Origin of the sequence: Vibrio sp. 947, from assembly GCF_033339115.1 — a bacterium.
GTDB lineage: Bacteria > Pseudomonadota > Gammaproteobacteria > Enterobacterales > Vibrionaceae > Vibrio > Vibrio alginolyticus.
This window is the reverse complement of sequence record NZ_JAWOTX010000019.1, coordinates 64,220-84,454: the sequence shown is the minus strand read 5'-3', so window position 1 is coordinate 84,454 and position 20,235 is coordinate 64,220. Positions and strand designations below refer to the sequence as shown.

The following is a 20,235-nucleotide window of genomic DNA, read 5'->3' as shown; positions in this document are numbered from 1 at the left end:
TTGTCATAACGTTATGATTAATGGCTAATTAAATTAAATAAAATCTAGTCAATCTAAAGGATTCTTCATGAAAACTCATGTGCAAACAGAAAATCAAGATAATTCGAACTTTCAACACTTACAATCAATAATGCTTTCAAAGCGTAGTGCGTACTATGTAAAGAGCGAATCATCTTCCAACCCTGTGAGCGCTGAAATCGCTAAAGAGATTTTTGATGAGATAGACACAGAGATGCTGCGTCTAGGTTACGTCATGTCAGCACATTTAAAGCTTTCGTTAAAACAGCTTTCAGAAGAATCTTTGATTGAAGAAGCCAAATCACTTATCTATACGCTTTCTGAAGCAAAAGGTGATCTTAATAATTTTGTGACTCTTCACGCCAACTTCCCTTATACAGCTCAAGATCGTTCTTACCATGATAACCGAGCTGGAGTGATTTTTAGCCACATCTTCGGCTTAAATGCCAAACCTACTTCACTTCAGGTCAAGCTACCATGCGGTTGTTCTTTCGATGATCAATTATTCGACTTATCCATGTTCAATGCTTGCCCTGTATGCCAGCATCAAGTCGAGGGATTATCCGACAATGTAGAAGGTGAAAAGCAAGGAACTGTTGAATTTTCTCTTAACGATAACATCGTTAAGTTATCAAATGTTGGACTAGCATCTAAAGCTGATTTATTTGAGGTTTTCGGCAACTTACTAGTATCAAGCACATCAGTTACGGCTTTTGATAAAGAGTTTGTTAAGCAAGTCATTATTACATTCAAAGAAGAGGCTCTTGAATACATTCCTGTTTCGATTGCACATAAAGAACAACTTTGCTTTCTTACTGGAGTGATTTCTGAACACTTGCCAGATGCTATTGGGCTTATGAGAGACAAATTCAAAACATATACGGATGTGTTGCGATTAGCAGCTTACCTGAGTGGTTTTGATGTTTCTCTTGAGGCATGTAAGAAAATCAGATTTAAGCTGTCCAGAAAGCAACGTAAGTTGGTTATGACTCTATTAGATAGACATATGCTTATGGAAGACATGATTCGTCGTAGAGGGCTTTTCTTAGCCTTAGGTCGATACTTACATGTTGGAGCTGAATCAAACAAGTATCCTCATGCTGCACATGCTTTCAATGTCCTACGCAACGACCATAAAAGTATCAAGACTTTTAACTCGAAGAAAGAAGCTCTGTTGATGGATGCTATGGGTGTTCAGCAGACTCCAAAAGGAACTATCCCTAAAAAAGACGTGGAAATTCATTTACACAACACATCTTTGAAAGTAACTATTGGTGATACTGTTGGTGATAAAACACTAAAAACTCTCCTAGCCATGTGTTCGGAAAAACATGAAAGTGTTGAATCTTCTGAAAAGCTTGCTACTGATTTAAAAGAAAGAGGTGAAGCATTCACAGCTTTGGTAAGCTTGCTTTCTTCACGACCAGGAGAGTTTGCCAGAAATATCGATTTGATGTTGAGAATTGGCGATGCTTTAGGCGATGATTACACCGAAATTGTAATTAATGCTTTAGAAAAATCAGTTGTTCATGAATTGAAGATTAGTCAGTTATTCCAACTAAGAGCTTATTTTAATAGCCGTGTGGTAAATGAAGGATACCGATACTTCATTCCAAAAGGAAACCGAGCTAAACTTTTCTATCTTGAAGAGGATAAGCGAGATTCACTGAGTCAAGCTAATGCTAATAAAGTATCATTATGTCTATTAGCAGAAATCAACAATCGGCTATCTCAAAAAGAATCCTTGGGTACTGTTTACATTGATCCAGCATTAAAGAACATTGTTCTTCCGCTTTCCATGCGATCTATGGCTTCCTCACTATCACTTTATCCAAGAGGTAGCCGAATTCCTTTAGAGAAAGATGCAGACATCCTGCGTATGTTCATGTACTGGAAAGGTGAAGTTGATTTTGACTTGAGTGCAAAAGCGCTTGATGAAAGCTGGAACACAATGAAAGATATTGGGTATTGGACATACTGGGATTGTGAGCCAGAGGATACATACTCTGATTGGAGTCAGGACGAATGGGCTAGGTTCAGTGGCGATATTCAAGATGCACCATTGGGCGCTGCTGAGTGTATTGATATCAATATCAAAAAATGCGCTGACATGGGTATCCGCTATGTAGTTATGTTCGTTAATATCTTCAGCGGCGGTAAATTTGAAGATTACAATGCCTTTGTTGGAGTGATGGAAAGAAAGGATGCTAAAGTTGGTGAGTTGTTTGAACCATCTTCTGTTAGTCAGAAACTTGACCTTGTTGGAGAAAGCAAAGGTTGCGTTCCTTTAATCTTGGATGTCCAGGATATGTCTTACTTCGTTTGCGATATGGACTCTTCGACTAGAGCCGATGGTCTAAACTCCAGCACAGAATCTAAAAAGATGATTAATATCGCTAAATCAACGGAAGCAATGAGCCGTACAAATCCTACGATGTACGACTTGGCGTTAGCGAATGCTGTTGCAAGAGGTCAACGTGTCACTTTAGTAGATAAACCTATTGAAGAAATCGTTAATGATGAAGTCGTGAGGCACGAAATTGACTTTAGATTCGATATGGATTTTGCCATGCAATTAGATACCGTAATGGGTAAATGGCTTGTAGATTAAGGTTGTAATAAAAAAGCCCATTCAATTGAATGGGCTTTTAATTTAAAGATAAAAAAGATTGCATTTAGAATACCTTTAGAGTAGTATTTACAACATGGAAGCTTAGAGATGACTTTGAGTTTCTATATCATGGCTTAGAATTTTCTTCCTTCTAACTATATTTTTTCTTTCAAAAAAACTCTGATAGAGAATTCAATTTCCATGATTCGCAACTTTGTTGCGATACCATTAGATACTTTCTAGCGTCTAATGGTATCTCATTAGAGATTGCACGGCACAAAACTTTCTTCCTTCTAACTTACAAAATTAAAATTGCATATTTGATCATAGAGAGTTTAATTTCCGATAAAAGCACCTTCTGGGTGCTTTTTGCTTTTATATAATAATAAAATTGGCGATAAAGGGTTAATAAATGAAAGATTATGAGCTGATATATCAAGGAATTTTAGAAAAAAATCGGGATTTGATAACTACTGAGGATATTATCGTCGCACTACACCTAAAGAACATTCTTAATCAAAAGATTGTCATGATCAGGTCTATGAGCAAAGAAAACGATAAGGAAACAGTAATTAATGATTTCAATGTATAAAATCTGGTGCATAGATGGAAATGCAGTCAATGGTCTTGTAATTCATAAAGGTAGAGAAAGATACCTGAATCAGTTAAAAAAACTAAAAGAAGACCTTAATACAAATATGGATAAAGTTAAGGTTTGGGTTAATTTGCCGAATAGATAAAAATATAGAAACCTCTACCTTGAGGTCTCTATGTTTTCTAAAACTCTAAAACTCTAAAACTCTAGAACTCTAGAGCTTTTTCATTAGAAGTATTTATGTCATAAATATAATCTTCAAAATTCCTGTCTCGCAGATCTATCAGTTCATTTCGATTGCAATCTACATAATCACCCAAGCTTGCGCTTTCAGATTCAATGTCGTTGAGGACTTTTGTAGATAAATTTCTTGATTGATGATTTAGTTTAAGAATATTTAGATATTTCTGAGTTTCGATTGAGCTTCCATTATATGCATACGCCATATTAAGAACATATGGTGAAATCTCTCCAGACTCAACTCTTTCTATGAATTCATCATAATCCATATATTCATCAAGATTGGAGTTTTCTAGGATAATATCAAATACATCTATTTGAAGATCGTGAGAGTACAATGAATGGTTTACAGGGATCTTAAAAGTATCAATCCCATCATACTCATTCATCTTGTGATAGATATTCTCAGCCTCACCCCTAACTGACTCTCTATCAGAAATCAGCACCGCACTTTCCGACATTGTATTCAATTCATAAAGAAGTGCTTCATACATCAAAGAACCAAAACCAGGATATGCGCCAACAGTCCCTAAAATTCTATAGGCGTTCTTTCCACCTATGCTTTCATTGGTGTTGAGCGCAGTAATAGAACCAATTACTGAAACCCTTTGGTTTTCATTTATAGTGATGCTTTCAGTTTTGTCAGAGCAATTCATATATAAACTGATAGTGATATGCTCTTTTCCCAATTTAACGTAGAGAGAAGGCTTACCTTTTGCGATCATTTTGATGTTTGAGACAGTATGTTTACCAAGCATTAATATTACCATTTAGTTTTTATTTAATTATACATTAAAAAAAGCACTCCAAAAGAGTGCTTTTTAATAATTAAAATAACCTTAACTAGATCTACAAACGTCATTAATGACTTCATTAATCCTGTTTTGTACTTGATCATAATCTCGATTTTTCATTTCATGAATAAGTATTAATAGAGCTTTTGCATCCTTGATTATAGATTTACCACATGGATTAGAATCAACACTTTCATCTTTATAAATGACTGCCGTTGCTATACCTACATCATTCATCGATAACTGATATAACACATCTCCCCATCGAAACTCAGAACAGTCAATTTCAAACCGTTCAATGCTATCACCTCCGCGTGAAACAATCTCTTCAACCATTTGAGAAGCGCCAGGAGCAATTGTAGACGTAACCAATAATTCTGGCATAGAGCGATTTGGTCGTAGGATTACATTTGCTCCCAAGTTTCGAATACGCTCTCGGTTTCTGTCGTTAACTATTTCTGCGGTTACACCATTACTGTAGGATGTTTCCTTTTCGATGCGATAAACCATGTCAAAAACATCACTATCAGTAGAAACATCATTTTCGTCTGCGAGAATATAGACACGCTCCGCGTGATCAATCGAAATCTTTTCAAAGAAGTGCTTTTCGTTCAGATTAGCATTAACAAACTCAACACCTTTCAACTCGTCTGAAAACTCAGTGAAGTAGTTAATTAGGCTGTTGTTAGCGTCTTGATTGTTGTTCACTAATAAGATTGGAGTCTTACAGTATTTAAGCGATTTCCGATGCTGCCCCACAAACCGCTTAAGCCACAAAAAGTTGTTTCTCTCAATAGTTGATGAGTCACAATATACAATTATGTGTTTCTTTAACATAGGGAACCATCGTCCAATTTTTTTAAGTTCTCTGTGATGCTTAAACAAAAAGCCAGCTACACCAGCGGTATAGATAAATCTAGTCGGTAGGTACAGGATCATAAAAATAATCACATACCACTGCGTTAAGACATTTCCAGGGGCGTGATCCCCGTATCCAACTGTCGATGCTGTTATCACGGTAAAGTAATATGAATTTGATAAACTGATTGGATCGCTATCTACAACTACATAATTTTCTAAGTAGTAATAAAAGAAACCAATCAATAAAAATTCAGTTATGAATAGTGCTGCATGGATTATGGGTCTTTTGAACATTTTGTTTGATGAATAGTTCTTTATTAACCCCAAACGCTCCAAAACCTTTATTCGAAATAGAAAACCAAGCATTTAGTCACCAAATCACTGAACCAATTCGTTTGGCACGACTTTTTGATGTGACCAGTGTTGATCAGTCTGAACGTGTCCCTTTCTAACTGCCTTCATCACACATTTCTGGAATTCATCGTAGTGAAAGCCTCGCGCTAGACGAACTACGATACCTTCTTCCTTTTCTTTATCCAGATTTTGGAAGATAGCCTTAATCTTATCCATATCGAAAATGCCGCGATATACAACTTCTACTGTTGTTAATCCCAGACTTTCGGAGATCTTTACAGTTTCGTCCCATGAGTGGCACATGTTAGTATCACGATCCCATGTGTTAAAGCACATGAAGTAGTCGGGTAGGTTCTTGTAATGAATACTATGTTTGGCGTATAGATTTTCGCCACAAATACGATGATTCGGGTTCATCATGTAACGGATTTTTGCATGAAGCTGTTTTACCCATGTAGATGATTCGTGTGAATTCATCTCAGCAGAGCGAGCATGAATATAGTCCGAAGTGAATGTTGTGCATTGCCCATCTTTCTTAATTGACACGCATACTTCTTCGCCATCCATCATGGAAAAATCATCAGCTAATTTATCATCATTAAATACCGCTTCACTGAACGGTAAGTGATACGTTCTTGGGTATTTAGGTTTTAAAATTTCCATTATTAATCTCTTTGATTTTATTGGCTGTTTTTATTATATATAAAAAAGAGGGCTAATCAAGCCCTCTGTTAATAGATATTTTTAACAAAACTAGTTATACATCCGTAATTTGAACACCTTTGTGCTTCAAAAACTCAATGATTTCTGTCCCAACTTGCTCAAACCCGCCAACTGGTGAAGTTGTATTTGCTAGCAGCGAAATTTTAGAGATATGAGATTTAGCTTCATCTTCACTGTAATTGCTTTCAATACAGTCAATGATTTGCTTCAAGCCTGTTCCAACACAATGAGATAACGCCTGACCACTAACTAGAATGGAATCAAAGTTATCCACCATGTTTTTAATGACATCGACTTTTAGCTTGGTTTCGTCGTCATGCTCAACTACAACTTGAGATTCAAAAGGTCCAAAAAACTCATAGTTAGGGTTTTCACCTTTATTGAATCGTTCAATTGACTTATTCTCTTTCGCCTGACTCCACTCTGCCAATGCTTCTGCTACTGGAGCCACAATTTCGTAACCTTCAGTACCAGGTATGCAATGGTTAGGGAAAATGAAGTGATTCGGCTTTCCATTGTCTTTAAGGCTTTGTAGGTACATTTGCGCATGTTCTTTCAACGCGGGGTCGCTTGTTGTGTACTTACCAGAAATAAAGCTCTCGACGGTAATTTCTGTGAACGGAAGAGGGTTCTCTCCAGTTTCAGAGTCAATCCAGTAAGAGCAGTGGCTGATATCGTATTCACTATGGGTATCAAAAGTAGCAAAGATGGAGTCGATATTGAATTTTTCCGATTTGATAAAATCGGATAGGCGCTGAGCGTCAGCCCATGACCCTGGCACTGGAAGAGTAGGGCGGTATTTCAAGACACTTTCAGGGATGTCAAAAAAATCATTTTGTGCGTCAATTATTAGTAGCAGGGTTTTGTTTTTCATAATTCTGAGTCCTTGTTTCAACTTATGTATATACCTTAATGCAAAAAATGAATTAAGTAAACACCTAAATTCAAATTTTGCATTAAGGTAAAGAACTCGGAAATAAAACAATGAAAAATCAATAAGATGATAACAATCTATGAAAGAGAGATTGATTCAACCTCATCTTTTAGGTCGTAAAAATCTGGCTCCATACAAAGCTCTTCATCCAAAACGTCAAAGATATGAATTAATGAAAGTAGGTAGCTATGAATCGTAGATTCAGATAGATCCTCGGATTTCACAGCATCTTTGATTTCAATAAATCCGTAACCCTCGATAGCTTCTTTTGTTAATTCGTCTGAAGTATCGTTTAACGACTCAATTACTTGATCGATGTACGTAATGCTTTTATTAATTAATTCAATGTTTTTATTCATAATTTTATTTCTTTAATGGAATGCTTAAATAATCAAAACTGTTAGCAAGAATCGACTGTAGGGTATCACTAGTGTTTTCGAAATAACCACTTTTCTGGCTGAAACGCCAGGATGGGATCTGATTAAGTGATACTCGACGCGTTCTAAAATAATCATCGAGCGAGATATGAAAACACAAGTTCATTCCTGCTTGGACACCCTCAATGTTCTTTGTTGAGAATGGTCGAGCTGATGCCAGTTCAGTAGGTTGAACCTCATTGTTTACAAGAAACAATCGGCTAGGATCTAAGTTATTCTGATAATCATGCATTGTGAAAATCAAAATATCTTGATAGCCAGACTGGTAAGCACCATCAAGGTTGATAATAGCATGATCACCGTGCTGTGATGGCATATAGCCGCTATTAGGAACACTTTGGTTATTGAAATACAGAATAGACTTTGTAGATACAATCTGTTCACCCTTAAGAAATACAGCAACAATTGATACATCTTCGCGATCAGTATGAAAAGTCATTTTAGGATGTTCGTATCTTAAAGACATATTGTCCTCTCTAATTTGCGTGGTGATAGTATGCTTCTACAGATTCAACAATGGTTTTTCGTCTCATTCTCTGAGTATTCCAGAATGCTTCTTGTTTTGCAGGTTCTGTTGTTTCGAATACTTCAGGATGTTTAAAAAACAGATAATCAAGACATACCCCAAAATGCTCTTGTGGAAGGTCAGTGACTATTTCTTTATAGCCTTCCGTCTCAGCAAGTATCTGCGCCAACATTTCTACAGAGCTTGTTCTGACTCGTGTATGTCGGTTAATCGGTGTTACGATAGAATCTTGATCAACAGCGCAGTCACTTTGATTATCGTATATCTTGTATTCGCCTTGCTTATTAACAGCGATGTACTTTGTATCTAAATCTGATCGAAGTAATGGTTTATTGCTCATTTTCACTTTACTCTACATTTGTTGGGTTAAAAGTCAATTCTTTTTTATATAACATAAAAAATACATTGACTCTGAAAGGTATTGAATGTATGTTTAAAAACAGTAAAAACATTCATTAATAATCAACATTTATACTGTAATTGTGTGTCTTATGCCATGATGAATTATGCAAAAATTAAAGAAGAAGCTGAATACGTTTTTGAGCAATGGAACAACCCCACTGCTTTATCGATGATTTCAGTTAGTTACTTCTTAATGACTTCATTGTTTGTTGGTGTTGTGTTCTTCACGGATCATGAATATTCATACCTGATACGAAGTTTAACATCCACCAGCAGCTTATGGGCTTTGTTTATGTTTGTTGTATTTATAATTCCAATGCTCATGGGATTATATCAAAATAAACAATTTAATAAAGTTTCAGTAACCAAGGTGATTTCGGTTTCACTAATTCCATTTTTGACTGTGCTTACTTTAAGCAAGTTGGAAGACGGTAACTATTTTGATGATGCTCTGGTAGCAATAGATATTAGCTTGTTGTCAGTTTTAGTCTGCTCAGCTATGTGGCTGAAGAGTAAACAGTTTAAAGTAGAAAAAGCTTTTATAAATGGATGGTTTATTCATTTATCGGATCTCATTAAGTCGTGCAATCATAATGAGGATGAAATCTCTAAGGAGTTTGGTCTAGAGATTTTTGTTGAGCTTAAGTTATTAAAAGCAGAGATTGATAGCGTTCCGAATCCAAATGACTTCATATTCAAGTCAAAGGGATTGATCAATCAAGTTAGAAAGTCATGTAAAGAGAAACAGAAAGTTATCGCAGTTAAGTTGAGAACAACAGAGCCAAAGCGAGTAACATTAAATATAGATGGTAAGAGGATTACCCTTTCTCTAGAAAATGCTCAAAAGCTATCCTCAGAGCTTGATAGGGTGCTAATTGAAGCTGATGAGTGTGAGATTGATACTGTATTGAGTTTTGACTGATACGGCTCAAAAACAGAAAAGCCATAGCATGTGCTATGGCTTTTTATTAAGAAGCTAAAGCTTCAAAGTTCGATTATGCTGTTTGTTCTTCATCAAGAAGAGGGTCGATGTTTGGATCGTAAGCGTCGAACTCATCAATGCCACCTGGATCTTGGTTGAAGTCGTCTACTGGTTGTTCGTCCACGATATCAACAGTTACTTGAGTTCCAGTTTCTTCCTCAAGCTCTTCAGAGCTATCAACAGGTAGTGTAGCTTCAGGAGCTTTGCTTGCAGCCTCAGCAATAGCTTGCTTCTGTACCACTTGATATTCTGCCAGCTCTTCTTCAGACATGCCTAGTTGCTTACCGATTTCGATAGCATTCAGGTTGTGCGAGTCAACTTCATCAATGTCAGCTTTAGCAATATACAGAGCTTTGATCATCGGTCCATCCAAACGGATCGAGACCGTGCCATCTGCATTACTCTTATGTTTGCTGTTACGGATTAGAAGAGTGATGTCAGAAATAAGCGTAGACATATTGCCTACAGTTTCCTTTTCAACCTTCTTAGGCTTAAGCTGCTTCATGTTTGCTGCAACTTGCTTCTTGATCTTAGCGATTTCTGACTTGTACTTAGTCATTTTCGCTTCAAACTCTTCCTCAGTTATCTTGTCAGTCATCTGAGGAACGTTACGAATTGGAGCTAGGTCAAGTGATTCGAAACCAATCATGCCACATAGACGTTGGTAAGCACGTTCTTTATGCTTAGTGATGTTTGAAGCAATCACTGACATACCAACAATGTTGTGATCAATAAGAACGTCGAAATCAGGATGTTCTTTCGAGAAACGCGCTACAGCGATATTGTTTGCTGCTGTTGAAATGCTAACGTTGAACAGTTTCGAGATGCTATCAAGAGTCTCATTCTCTTCTTGTAGACGTAGCATCGCTTTTGCAAGCTCAAGGTTAGTCAGGTTACGACCACTGTTCGCGTGAACCATGTGAATGATTTGATCACGTAGGTTGCCAGAGAATTCGACAACATCCAAACCTTCACTTTTAAACGATTTGTCACGCATTGCCAGCTTGTAACCAAAGTAACGGTGCTGACCATCGATAACCTTAAGAACCGTTTTGCCGTTCAGTTCAATTGGTTGAACTGTTAGTCGAGGGATAAGCTCACCACGAAGAAATGATTTGGAGAAGCTAAACACCTGATTAATGTTTACGTCACGGACGTTGTATCCTGGTTCTAGGTACAATAAATCAAAGCTAGCTGTTATACCGTCTTTTGTTTTCTTAAGACCTTTGGTGCTGTTAGCCAATTGTTCCAATGTCTTCATAATGACTTCCTCTCTCAGAGATGTAATAAATCAAAGAACAATGTGGAGTATAAGACTAAAAATATTCATGTCAAATAAAAATAGTTAAAAAAATAGTGATTTGGATGCGTTTTATTGACAATTGAGCAATGTGCGATCTTTGTAAATGATCAAAAACAGATTTTCCATGAGTGAAACTTGATCAATCACAATGCTTGGAAAGATGAAATTTGAGGATTTAATTAAATTGAAAAATTTTGATAAATTCAAAAGTTTGGAAGGGAACTGCGTGTAAATCATTGAAAAGAGGGGCTATACCCCTCTTTTAGTGTTTTCTTATAAACGGTATTTTAGGTTTGCAACCAAGTGAATGGCTGTATTTGGTACTTCAACGCTACCACCGTCTATATCGATATCTGCATATGAGTAGGTAACTTTGCTTTCAATACCCAGAGCAAAAGTCTCATTCAACTCAAACTCTCGCTCAAGTGAAAGTTGACCAGTAATACCTGCCAATTGATATCCACCATGTGTGCGCTCTCCGTCAATGATCACATCAGGGTGAGGAATCGCTGCACCAATACCTGCACGAGCAATCCAATGGTCTTTCTTCACCGCGTAGTTCACATAGAGTAGATTGTAACCATCAGTCACTTCGAACTTTGATACGCCTTGACTGAGGTCACTGCCTTTAGCATAGATTTTGTGGTGAATAAGCTCCATTTCAAAAGCTGTTGAGTCAGCCCATCCATCATTTAGAGACCATTTTCCACCACGAATGGTGTAATAAAGCGGTGCCTGGAATGGCTTGTTTTCAAATTCAACGTCTCCAAGCTCGATATCGGATGCGTTGTCTCGTTTAATAGTTATGTCTTCACTCGCGCTGTAAGCTCCGCCTAAGCCCAATGAAAACTCCCAACCTTCATTAAATTGTGAAGCTGAAGCAGCTTGAGTGAACGATGCTGCTAAAATCGCTGGTATTAAAATCTTCTTCATATATAAGATCCTTTCTTTAACCAATGCTAAAACTAACCCTTTAAAACCAAAAATTCAACTTAATAGATCATAGCCTTAAGGTAATAGTAATAGAGCAATAATATTCCTGCCAATGGCAGAAGCCAATTTTAAGATATGTTATACATTTTTTTGCTTAATCTAATCTCTTCTTGGTCTAACACTGAGATATATCCATCTGGTTTATACGATCCAGTATCGATATAAAGATGGTTATGTAACCATAGAGGTTTATTAACAATGCTATGTCCAGAGATTAAAATATCAATGTTTTTAACATGGGGAATGTCATGAACTTTAACGCGATCATGTACAAAAGATTTAATTTTTTTTCTGCTTTCTGTAACAACGTCAGCATGGTTTTCTAGCTTTTTCTTGTCTAAAACGAAATTCCAATCATTGTTTGGTACTTCAGCATGAACAAGACCAAATCTAGTTAGTCCATTTGAGTGATGTATGTCTACTTGTCTTGCAGAAGGTTTAAGACTTAAAATTTGTGCTAGTTCGCGTACACGATCTTTTTGCGCTGAATTTAAATCTTTAAACCATGCTCCACCAGTACGAGGGGAAAACCACATACGACCAGGCAATGAGCCTTCATTTTCACCCGTAATTAGAAAAAGAAGCATAAAGAGGTCATGATTACCAAGCATAGCTTTAAACCAATCCTCATTGATTAGTTCTAGGCATTGTAAGTTTTCTTTACCACGGTCAGTTAAATCACCGAGTGAGTAGACAACATCTTTATTAGGATCAAACTTTAGCTTTTCTAACTCGCGCATGAAATCGCTGTAATGCCCATGAATGTCACCAGCAAAAAGAACTCGACCAGTTGACTGATCAAGATTGTGCGTTGTCTTTTCGAAAAGGTAATGTAATTCTTTCATGATTTTCCCTTTATTTTTCATTCATTTTAACAGGGCTGATAACAATTTCAATAAGAGATAAAAAATAATTGACCATAAAATTAACGTATGTATAATGCCGAATATAAAGTCAGTCATAGTGACTAAATAACCTTAAAGATTTCAAGCCTAAAGCGAACTCAACCGCTTTGGGCTTTTGAATGCTATCAGTATTGTAAAACACAATTCTGACAATTAATTAACAAATAAAAATGAGGTAGTAAATGAAGAACTTTGTTTCTAGTGTTCAGTCCTTTTTCAAAATGGAGACTGCAACTGGCATCGTGCTGATTGCATCTGTTGCAATCGCCATGCTGGTGGCAAATACAGGCTTGTATACAATGTACAGCCATTTGAGTCATAGTGAGTTTACTCTCAAACTGCTGGGTATCGATCTTGAGAAAGATTTTCATTTTTTTGTAAATGACGGATTAATGGTCGTATTCTTTTTCCTGATTAGCCTTGAAGTTAAGCGGGAATTTGTAAGCGGTGAATTAAGCAATCCAAGAAATGTGATCCTACCTGCTGCCGCTGCACTAGGTGGTCTAATTGTTCCTATTGCTATCTACCACTTCTTTAACTTTGGTACAGAAACACAGAATGGTTGGGCTATTGCCGCAGCAACCGACATTGCAATTGCATTCGGGTTATTGGCACTTGCTGGTAAAAATACGCCAACATCGCTAAAAGTATTCTTGATGACGTTAGCAATTTTTGATGATGTTATGGTGATCGGCATTATTGCCTTCTTCTTTACTGAATCATTGAACTATAACTATCTAATTGCATCAGTTGTTTGTTCTTTAGTGCTTTGGTACATGAACAAGAAAAACGTAGAAAACTTTGCTCCATTTGCAATTATTGGTTTTGTGCTTTGGTACTGTGTATACATGAGCGGTATTCATGCGACCATTGCAGGTATTGTATTAGGCATGTTTATTCCAATGTCGCCACGTAAAATCTATGACAATGAAGGAAAAACGCATGAAAGACGCTCAATGCTAGAGTCTTTGGAGCATACACTACATGAAACAGTAAGCTTCTTCATTCTACCGATTTTCGCTTTTGTGAATGCAGGGGTGGCAATTTCAGCACAAGATATTAGTGGTCTAACTAGCAATGTCTCATTAGGTATTATCCTTGGATTGATTGTTGGTAAGCAATTTGGCGTGTTCGCAACAGCATTCATTCTTGTAAAAACAAAAGTTGCACCAATGCCACAAGGCGCAAATTGGCTTCAAATGTATGGTATCGCAGCATTGTGTGGTGTTGGATTTACTATGGGCTTGTTTATTGGAGGTCTTTCTTTCGACGACCCTACTGTGCAGTATAAGCTACCTATCCTGGTTGGTTCGGCAATCTCTGGCGTTATCGGTCTTTCAGTAATGAAATATAGCCTCAGAAACAAGTAATCATCTACCTTCCAATTAAAATCGTCTCTTATGAGGCGATTTTTTTAAAATACTATAAAAATATTGTTGACAGGTGAACCGCACAGTTATATAGTTAGCAACAACAGAGAGGGAAACCTCCAAACAGATTTAAGAAAACTTGGTGACTAATAAAAACTTGACCAGCAATCTTAAATATGTATAATTAATAACAACGCTGAATAATAGCAAACAAACTTAATAGGAAAAAGATTATGAAAAACCAGTTTAAAATCACCTCAGTACGTGACGCATACCTAAAAGCAATTAAAGACGTAGAAGTCTTTGCATTCTTGAAGAATGACGTAAAACTAATCGGCACAGTTATCATGGTAGATGAAACTGGTTTGGTGCTAGCTTCGCACGGCAAGAGCCAGCAAGTAATTGCTTGGGACGCACTAGCATCTCTTTCTCCTAAGCGCCAAGAGTCTCACAACATGAGCAAAGACTCGAAAGCTCTAGTATTGGATATTGATGCTCTATTTGCAGAGCAAAACAAGAAAGATGCGCCAACTCCTACGGTAAATAAGCTTCAACAGCACTTCTTCCGTCAGGTGCGTAATCTTGCAGAAAACCGCAACTCTTCACTGATTGTTGCTAACTACACAGTAAGCGGCACACCAATCAAAGGTGAACCAGTAGTGTGTGACGATGAAGTACAAATCATCATGAACCACTTTGGCGGTCTACAGCTTGTACGTTGGGATGCTATCTCAACTGTAAACTGTGAAGTTCCAAAAGCTAAAGCATACTAATCAGGGGAGTAGTGATAATGATTAAATCAGAAATTTACAAAATCACACTTGATACGCTTATCAAAGAAGCGAAAAACCTGAACAGTGAGTCATTTAATATCTTTCTACAGAACGGTATCAAAATTGATGGTGAAATTGAGCAATACGATGAATGTGCTGTTCAAGTGAAACGTGATGGTCAATCATCAATCGTTAACTCTGACACAATTAACACGATCACAGTTAATGACCAGAGCCTTATTGAAAAGCTGCTTACTCAACTTAATAAAGTAGAAAACACAGCTATTTTCAATGAAAAGTTCAACGCTGAACTGTGTGAGCCAGCGATTCAAAGCGAAATGGACATTGAAATGTTCTTCCTTAACCGAATCAGCATTAGTGGTCGCTTACTTCGCTACGGCGGTGATGTTCTAGTAATCTTTAGTAAGATTCGTGACAGAAAAACAAACGAAATCGTTCCACAACTACAAATTGTAGTGACTGACAACGTAGTTTCGGGTTCAATTAAAACTGAAATCATTTTCTAATATTGATAAATGATTAAGAGGGTAGCTTTTTAGCTACCCTTTTTTTATTATGTCGAGATAAATAAAGAATAAGTGAACCCCATTGTGAACTCACTCCGTAAGGAGTGTTAAGGAATAAAATGAATTTTGAATTTGATGATTTAGTTAAAATCTGCAAGTTGAAAGAAGTGAATCGACTCTTGTTTGCTTTAGATAGCTTTGAATACTCTAATCCGATTTTTGCATTTGCATACAAACTCACACCTGAAGGCATTCAGGTTTGCGATGAAATAGTTGAGTGGATTAAGACTTCTAGAAGATGTTGTGATTCGAATGATGGTATTAATAGCGCGGATTACAAGATCGGAAAGTTGCTTGATAAGCTTTTTAGCGCCACCGAAGACTTTGATTCCTTTGAGTTTGGATTTGTTGATAACATTTCTAAAGGTTTTACATCATACCTTTCATTTAATAGAAGCTCTGACAGAGCCGAGCTTCATGATTCGATAAAGTCTCTGATTCGCTTACAACATGCGGCGTTTCATGATAACCCTAAATATTCAAAAGTTGTCTATGGAAGGCATGTCTTGAACAAAGATGAATTGACCAGAAAATTTGCAGAATTTTTAATGGACTACTGCATTGAAAATAATGACAAAGCAAATATTGTTACAGATCAAAACTCTGTTATTAAGACTTTCCCTGACCTTATCCAGCTTTCTAAGGATTTTATGGAATCATCAGGACTTTCATTTGGCGATCAAAAGCAACAGCTAAACGCTCTCAGTGCGCTCACAACATCGCGAATTATCCATATTGGGTGGAGTTACCAGGATATTACAGATGAATCGGTCTGGCCTATTGTAGAGCGTATTTACGGGGAAGCTAATTCGGAAAACTATGAAAGACTTATGAAAGAGAAGTCGAATGAGGTTATGGCTTACTTCATGCTCGATGTCAACTTTATCAAATCGTTCAGATTGAAAGTTGAGTGATAAAATTTATAATAACAATAAATATAATAAGGAATTAAATTAATGAAGATATATGAAAATGGCGTAGTCCTCACAATTACTGCACACAACATTACACTTGGTAGATGGGGTGTATTTAACTCTGAACATCACAGAAGTAAGAATACGGGTGAGGAAAAAGAGAGCAGAATTGGTCATTACTCAAATTGGGATTCTGTAGTTAAATCCGCAAGACAGAATAACCTAAGTGAAGATCAGGTTAAATTTATTGAATGCGTACAGTACATTATCGAAGGCAAAGGGAGAGTACCAAATATCAGGGTAAAAGAAATAGAGGCTGCTGGTGGCTTTAGCGGAGAGAAGGTTGAAACCAAATCATTCATCCTAAGCCTGTATCGCGGTCAACTTTGTGTGTACTTACGAAAGCCTGATCCAGAGGCTTTAAATTTGGCTAAAATTGGATATTTTGTATTTTTAAAGAGAGCCTTTACCAACATGGCAACATTTACGCTATGTAAAGCTACAGCTTCAAATGAAAAGGTAACAATGGAACAGCTTGAATCTCATTGTGAGTCAGTCTTTGAAGAATTCAAGTTTATGCCTGATATGCTTTAAAACTTACAAAAGACCTTATGAATAAGCCGCTAACTAAGGCGTAGTTAGCGGCATATTTTTTTATTAAGAATTAAATGATATAATTGTTTGGTTATTAATAATAAAGAAAACTCGAAAAATGAAAACAAACCTTAAAGTATTCAAAAAATCAAAAGAGTGGTTAAAGAGTAATCAAACGGAATTCCATCACGCGATCTTTACCGATAAACTGCGTTATGAAAGAACGGTGTCAGCAGAAAATCTTGCTGAATTTATCGAGCCAGACTGTAGTGAAAGCAAAGAGGCTTTAGCTAACATAAACAAACGTACAGTTTTGAAGCTATTTTTGATGAAAGGATACACTTTAGGCGCTAAGTTTGATGGCGACGAAGTTACGTTGTTTACTCCAAAAGGAATTTCTCCAGATAGATTGTCTGATATGAATAAGGGGGCGATCAACCTTATATCCAGAATGAACAGAACGGATGAAATAGACTTTTCGGGAAAGATTATCGCGCAAAGTATGGACTTTGGGAACATTGATCGGTTTGAAGCAGATAGTGAAGAAGCATTGAAGCAAAGTATGATACCTAGCTTCTTAGGTCGCGCATTATATGCTTCCAAAGACTTAAAGAATGCTGTTAATGCTCGTTCTTCATTTAAGGATAGAGATACCGAAAATAGTAAGGGGATAGCATTCCTTCAGGTTAAGCCTGGTGCAAACATTGTTAGCTCTGATCATCCTGACTTTCTAGAGTTGAAAAAAGATATGGGTAAAGAGCATTTCCCGATCTTATTGAAGATCAAGAACATTGATGGTGTTTATGACAAGACTCTGAACTCTTTGGCTATTCACAACGTGCAGGCGGTTGACTATATTGAATCTTACCGTTCAAGTGATTTAGTAAGCTTAGTTGAAAGAGTTGAGCAAATGGGGTTAAATCGCAGCGCATTGACTATGTAATGAGCAATCAGACAAAAATTTCCAAATTGTTTTAAAAAGAACATAAAAAACATTTGCAAAATAATTTAGGTAGTGTATTATTTACAACATCAAAGGTTAGCAACAAACCAAAGTTCTTTAAAAAATAGGTTTCTGTAAAAGCTTGGGGATGAAATAGGTCTCGACAGGTGTTGGAAGGTCTGCAATCAGCCGAGGGTCGGTTGGCCTCGTAAAAAAACCGAAATTAAAATATTCGCAAACGACGAACATTTCACTGCAATCGCTGCTTAATAACCAGTAGGTTGCCTCATGCACAACACCAGCCCTAATCGGTGTTGTATATGCATGGGTCATTATTAGATTAGGGAAGAGCGCAAGAAATACAGCCGATATTGCGTAGTAACCCGTATGGGATGTGCTGAAGACATTTAGGTGATTGTCTCTCTCAGCCTAAATTGTTAATGATAAGAGAAGATAAAGCTGTAAGTATTTGCTTTCTGGAATACATTTGGACGGCGGTTCGAATCCGCCCATCTCCACCAATTCAACTTGTTGATTTATCGGGAAATAGTCAATTAGTTAAATGCAGTTTTCGAGCATAATATCGTTATTTATTAACGAAGGACGCGATTCATGAATTGCTCCGATTCCGAGACTGCATTGTGAAGGTCTGGTATCCAGGCTTTTACAGAGACCTTGTTTTTATCCTTTGCCATTTTTGTTTAAGATAATTTGATGTTCTTATCCCTAATTTTGTTTTAGTTAGAAACTCCAGGCTTCGGTCTGGAGTTTTCTATTTTGCGGAACAAAAAATCTGGCATTTAACAATGCCAAATCACTATTGGTCAAATTGAGCAAATCACTAATGCTTCGATATGTATGATGATAAGGTATCGATGCTGATAAGCGCTTGATCATATTCAGTCATGATATCTGAAAGTCTATTTTTGTTAAGCTCTTCGTCCGACTTGAATTCAGCCCACTTTTTATCAAAGCCAATTGTTTCTAAATTATCAAAAAAGATTTTGTTCGCTTTAATTATGTCATCAAATAGTTTCCAGCACTCTATGCCTTGTTTATGTAGGTTAAATTGATCTTCTGTAAGAAATAGTTTGTACATTTTTAGTACATCATCGCCACTGACTTCAAATGTTATTGAGCCATTTTTGATTTTTAGAATGTTTTGTACAGTAGTTTCAGGTCTAACAAACCCAATAAATACAGAGGCATTACTGACACAAAAGGGTTCCAGCTTATACCTTTTCTTTTTCTCTTCTTCGTTTAGTGGTTTAAAATTATGGTTGAGATTGTTCCACTCATTAAGCTGACTTTCGCCATCATTGATGCTAATTTCGGTCTTGTTTCCAATTTTTCTATTAAGAAAGTCAAATAATTCCCTTGTAGCTACAGGAAATCCCTTCACTGAATTCATGTACTTATGCAGAAAATCTTCAATCGTCATCTGTAAACGATTAAAATGATTCTTATCAAAAGACTTGTCTGTAATGACAAATTGTTCACTGAAGTAACCTTCATGAACCAAAAAATCAAACGCTGCTCTATGAGCCTTCAATACTGTTTTAACTCTTTGTTGAATCCAGTGGTTTGAATTTTCAGTTAGCTCATATGAGGCTACAATAGCTTTCTTAAGGTCATTGTATTCATGTGAATTACACTCAAGCCTTATATTGCTATCTAATAAGTTGAGTGTATATAACTCATCTTGATTCGTTAGAAACTTAGAATCAATATCGATACTGTTTGTTAAAATCATTTCTTTTCCCTTGCTGCTGGATTACCGATCCCAATAATCGCCTTTATAATCAATATTTATATACCCTTCAGTATCACTTTTAGGGTTTAGGCTCAAAAGCACCTTCACTTCATCACCGTTTAAAAGGTATGTTTTGTATTTACCACAATTAAGATAGTTGAGGCATTGATAAAAGCTGGTTTTATCGTATGTGTTTCGTCTATCAGCAAACTCAAAGTGAACAACATCAAGAGAAGGGTTATCAGTTAATATCCGCTTCTTTTCGCTATAGTAAAGCGTAACGCCATTTCTGCCATAAGGATCATTACCGATAGTTTTGGATTGCACCTGGACGTACTGAAGACCATGATCATTAAAGTAAAAGCCTAGCCGTTTATAAATGAAGTTTTGAGAGTCAGGATTATCAACCACAATAGTGTTCGGATAACCTCTTGGCACACTTAGCTCGTAACCACTTAAAAATGACTTCGTTTGCTCTAATGTCATCCCAAAGCTTACCCCTAATGGTAGGGGAATTGATTTTACTTCTGTGGATAAGGCATTAGAGGAAAGTAGGATAGAGAGTAAGCAGATTGTGTTTTTTATATTCATAATTATCCTCATTTAAGCTCAAATTATATCCC

Annotated in this window: 21 protein-coding genes and 1 other RNA gene; 10 read left to right on the top strand and 12 right to left on the bottom strand. The window is 36.7% G+C overall.

What is annotated here, in order from left to right; all coding sequences use genetic code 11:
• The first annotated feature begins 67 nt into the window (after window positions 1–67).
• Window positions 68–2,629 (top strand): hypothetical protein, encoded by a 2,562-nt coding sequence (locus tag R7Q39_RS20985; protein ID WP_318076785.1) that lies wholly within the window; start codon window positions 68–70, stop codon window positions 2,627–2,629.
• A gap of 412 nt (window positions 2,630–3,041) precedes the next feature.
• Window positions 3,042–3,221, top strand: a complete 180-nt coding sequence (locus R7Q39_RS20980; RefSeq protein WP_318076784.1) for a hypothetical protein — start codon at window positions 3,042–3,044, stop codon at window positions 3,219–3,221.
• Window positions 3,222–3,430: 209 nt separating this feature from the next.
• Here R7Q39_RS20980 and R7Q39_RS20975 read toward each other — a convergent pair whose 3' ends face one another.
• The 7 genes from R7Q39_RS20975 to R7Q39_RS20945 form a co-directional block, all read right to left on the bottom strand.
• Window positions 3,431–4,222, bottom strand: coding sequence for a hypothetical protein (locus tag R7Q39_RS20975; protein ID WP_318076783.1), 792 nt, complete (start codon window positions 4,220–4,222; stop codon window positions 3,431–3,433).
• Between the two features lie 81 nt (window positions 4,223–4,303).
• A complete protein-coding gene (locus R7Q39_RS20970) occupies window positions 4,304–5,485 on the bottom strand; it encodes a potassium channel family protein (protein ID WP_318076782.1) in 1,182 nt (393 codons plus the stop codon).
• Window positions 5,486–5,497: 12 nt separating this feature from the next.
• Window positions 5,498–6,136 carry an RNA ligase family protein gene (locus R7Q39_RS20965; RefSeq protein ID WP_318076781.1) on the bottom strand — a complete coding sequence of 213 codons (639 nt, stop codon included), beginning with the start codon at window positions 6,134–6,136 and terminating at the stop codon, window positions 5,498–5,500.
• Between the two features lie 94 nt (window positions 6,137–6,230).
• Window positions 6,231–7,070, bottom strand: a complete 840-nt coding sequence (locus tag R7Q39_RS20960; protein WP_045595417.1) for a hypothetical protein — start codon at window positions 7,068–7,070, stop codon at window positions 6,231–6,233.
• A 137-nt stretch (window positions 7,071–7,207) separates the two neighbouring features.
• Complete coding sequence (locus R7Q39_RS20955; protein WP_318076780.1) at window positions 7,208–7,489, bottom strand: hypothetical protein; 282 nt, start codon at window positions 7,487–7,489, stop codon at window positions 7,208–7,210.
• A gap of 4 nt (window positions 7,490–7,493) precedes the next feature.
• Window positions 7,494–8,033 carry a hypothetical protein gene (locus tag R7Q39_RS20950; RefSeq protein ID WP_318076779.1) on the bottom strand — a complete coding sequence of 180 codons (540 nt, stop codon included), beginning with the start codon at window positions 8,031–8,033 and terminating at the stop codon, window positions 7,494–7,496.
• A 10-nt stretch (window positions 8,034–8,043) separates the two neighbouring features.
• Window positions 8,044–8,433, bottom strand: a complete 390-nt coding sequence (locus R7Q39_RS20945; RefSeq protein WP_053319137.1) for a hypothetical protein — start codon at window positions 8,431–8,433, stop codon at window positions 8,044–8,046.
• Between the two features lie 156 nt (window positions 8,434–8,589).
• Here R7Q39_RS20945 and R7Q39_RS20940 point away from each other — a divergent pair, with 156 nt between their 5' ends.
• Window positions 8,590–9,417 (top strand): hypothetical protein, encoded by an 828-nt coding sequence (locus tag R7Q39_RS20940; RefSeq protein ID WP_053319138.1) that lies wholly within the window; start codon window positions 8,590–8,592, stop codon window positions 9,415–9,417.
• A 73-nt stretch (window positions 9,418–9,490) separates the two neighbouring features.
• Here the strand turns inward: R7Q39_RS20940 and R7Q39_RS20935 are convergent, their stop codons facing one another.
• The 3 genes from R7Q39_RS20935 to R7Q39_RS20925 form a co-directional block, all read right to left on the bottom strand.
• Window positions 9,491–10,738, bottom strand: coding sequence for a hypothetical protein (locus R7Q39_RS20935; RefSeq protein WP_318076778.1), 1,248 nt, complete (start codon window positions 10,736–10,738; stop codon window positions 9,491–9,493).
• A 315-nt stretch (window positions 10,739–11,053) separates the two neighbouring features.
• Window positions 11,054–11,713, bottom strand: a complete 660-nt coding sequence (locus R7Q39_RS20930; protein WP_048516117.1) for a hypothetical protein — start codon at window positions 11,711–11,713, stop codon at window positions 11,054–11,056.
• A gap of 128 nt (window positions 11,714–11,841) precedes the next feature.
• A complete protein-coding gene (locus R7Q39_RS20925; protein ID WP_045595412.1) occupies window positions 11,842–12,618 on the bottom strand; it encodes a metallophosphoesterase in 777 nt (258 codons plus the stop codon).
• Between the two features lie 242 nt (window positions 12,619–12,860).
• Between R7Q39_RS20925 and nhaA the strand changes: the two genes are divergently transcribed.
• The 7 genes from nhaA to ssrA all read left to right on the top strand — a co-directional run bounded on the left by nhaA (window position 12,861) and on the right by ssrA (window position 18,380).
• Window positions 12,861–14,048 carry a Na+/H+ antiporter NhaA gene (gene nhaA / locus R7Q39_RS20920; protein ID WP_318076777.1) on the top strand — a complete coding sequence of 396 codons (1,188 nt, stop codon included), beginning with the start codon at window positions 12,861–12,863 and terminating at the stop codon, window positions 14,046–14,048.
• A gap of 233 nt (window positions 14,049–14,281) precedes the next feature.
• Window positions 14,282–14,821, top strand: a complete 540-nt coding sequence (locus tag R7Q39_RS20915; protein ID WP_318076776.1) for a hypothetical protein — start codon at window positions 14,282–14,284, stop codon at window positions 14,819–14,821.
• Window positions 14,822–14,838: 17 nt separating this feature from the next.
• Complete coding sequence (locus R7Q39_RS20910; protein ID WP_318076775.1) at window positions 14,839–15,348, top strand: RNA chaperone Hfq; 510 nt, start codon at window positions 14,839–14,841, stop codon at window positions 15,346–15,348.
• 119 nt (window positions 15,349–15,467) lie between these two features.
• Window positions 15,468–16,322: a hypothetical protein gene (locus R7Q39_RS20905; protein WP_318076774.1), complete on the top strand. Its 855-nt coding sequence runs from the start codon at window positions 15,468–15,470 to the stop codon at window positions 16,320–16,322.
• A gap of 42 nt (window positions 16,323–16,364) precedes the next feature.
• Window positions 16,365–16,916: a hypothetical protein gene (locus R7Q39_RS20900; RefSeq protein WP_273981467.1), complete on the top strand. Its 552-nt coding sequence runs from the start codon at window positions 16,365–16,367 to the stop codon at window positions 16,914–16,916.
• 118 nt (window positions 16,917–17,034) lie between these two features.
• The gene (locus tag R7Q39_RS20895) at window positions 17,035–17,859 is read left to right on the top strand and encodes a hypothetical protein (protein WP_318076773.1); all 825 of its coding nucleotides are present in this window, start codon (window positions 17,035–17,037) and stop codon (window positions 17,857–17,859) included.
• 144 nt (window positions 17,860–18,003) lie between these two features.
• Window positions 18,004–18,380, top strand: a transfer-messenger RNA (tmRNA) gene (gene ssrA, locus R7Q39_RS20890).
• Window positions 18,381–18,700: 320 nt separating this feature from the next.
• Here the strand turns inward: ssrA and R7Q39_RS20885 are convergent.
• Both R7Q39_RS20885 and R7Q39_RS20880 read right to left on the bottom strand, forming a co-directional pair.
• Window positions 18,701–19,612 carry a hypothetical protein gene (locus R7Q39_RS20885; protein WP_045595408.1) on the bottom strand — a complete coding sequence of 304 codons (912 nt, stop codon included), beginning with the start codon at window positions 19,610–19,612 and terminating at the stop codon, window positions 18,701–18,703.
• Window positions 19,613–19,633: 21 nt separating this feature from the next.
• Window positions 19,634–20,203, bottom strand: a complete 570-nt coding sequence (locus tag R7Q39_RS20880) for a hypothetical protein (protein ID WP_318076772.1) — start codon at window positions 20,201–20,203, stop codon at window positions 19,634–19,636.
• Between the last annotated feature and the right edge of the window lie 32 nt (window positions 20,204–20,235).

Bases quoted from the DNA above. Each gene is read 5' to 3' on its own strand.
- R7Q39_RS20985 (WP_318076785.1), top strand. From the start codon at position 68: ATGAAAACTCATGTGCAAACAGAAAATCAAGATAATTCGAACTTTCAA.
- R7Q39_RS20980 (WP_318076784.1), top strand. From the start codon at position 3,042: ATGAAAGATTATGAGCTGATATATCAAGGAATTTTAGAAAAAAATCGG.
- R7Q39_RS20975 (WP_318076783.1), bottom strand. From the start codon at position 4,222: ATGCTTGGTAAACATACTGTCTCAAACATCAAAATGATCGCAAAAGGT.
- R7Q39_RS20970 (WP_318076782.1), bottom strand. From the start codon at position 5,485: ATGCTTGGTTTTCTATTTCGAATAAAGGTTTTGGAGCGTTTGGGGTTA.
- R7Q39_RS20965 (WP_318076781.1), bottom strand. From the start codon at position 6,136: ATGGAAATTTTAAAACCTAAATACCCAAGAACGTATCACTTACCGTTC.
- R7Q39_RS20960 (WP_045595417.1), bottom strand. From the start codon at position 7,070: ATGAAAAACAAAACCCTGCTACTAATAATTGACGCACAAAATGATTTT.
- R7Q39_RS20955 (WP_318076780.1), bottom strand. From the start codon at position 7,489: ATGAATAAAAACATTGAATTAATTAATAAAAGCATTACGTACATCGAT.
- R7Q39_RS20950 (WP_318076779.1), bottom strand. From the start codon at position 8,033: ATGTCTTTAAGATACGAACATCCTAAAATGACTTTTCATACTGATCGC.
- R7Q39_RS20945 (WP_053319137.1), bottom strand. From the start codon at position 8,433: ATGAGCAATAAACCATTACTTCGATCAGATTTAGATACAAAGTACATC.
- R7Q39_RS20940 (WP_053319138.1), top strand. From the start codon at position 8,590: ATGATGAATTATGCAAAAATTAAAGAAGAAGCTGAATACGTTTTTGAG.
- R7Q39_RS20935 (WP_318076778.1), bottom strand. From the start codon at position 10,738: ATGAAGACATTGGAACAATTGGCTAACAGCACCAAAGGTCTTAAGAAA.
- R7Q39_RS20930 (WP_048516117.1), bottom strand. From the start codon at position 11,713: ATGAAGAAGATTTTAATACCAGCGATTTTAGCAGCATCGTTCACTCAA.
- R7Q39_RS20925 (WP_045595412.1), bottom strand. From the start codon at position 12,618: ATGAAAGAATTACATTACCTTTTCGAAAAGACAACGCACAATCTTGAT.
- nhaA (WP_318076777.1), top strand. From the start codon at position 12,861: ATGAAGAACTTTGTTTCTAGTGTTCAGTCCTTTTTCAAAATGGAGACT.
- R7Q39_RS20915 (WP_318076776.1), top strand. From the start codon at position 14,282: ATGAAAAACCAGTTTAAAATCACCTCAGTACGTGACGCATACCTAAAA.
- R7Q39_RS20910 (WP_318076775.1), top strand. From the start codon at position 14,839: ATGATTAAATCAGAAATTTACAAAATCACACTTGATACGCTTATCAAA.
- R7Q39_RS20905 (WP_318076774.1), top strand. From the start codon at position 15,468: ATGAATTTTGAATTTGATGATTTAGTTAAAATCTGCAAGTTGAAAGAA.
- R7Q39_RS20900 (WP_273981467.1), top strand. From the start codon at position 16,365: ATGAAGATATATGAAAATGGCGTAGTCCTCACAATTACTGCACACAAC.
- R7Q39_RS20895 (WP_318076773.1), top strand. From the start codon at position 17,035: ATGAAAACAAACCTTAAAGTATTCAAAAAATCAAAAGAGTGGTTAAAG.
- R7Q39_RS20885 (WP_045595408.1), bottom strand. From the start codon at position 19,612: ATGATTTTAACAAACAGTATCGATATTGATTCTAAGTTTCTAACGAAT.
- R7Q39_RS20880 (WP_318076772.1), bottom strand. From the start codon at position 20,203: ATGAATATAAAAAACACAATCTGCTTACTCTCTATCCTACTTTCCTCT.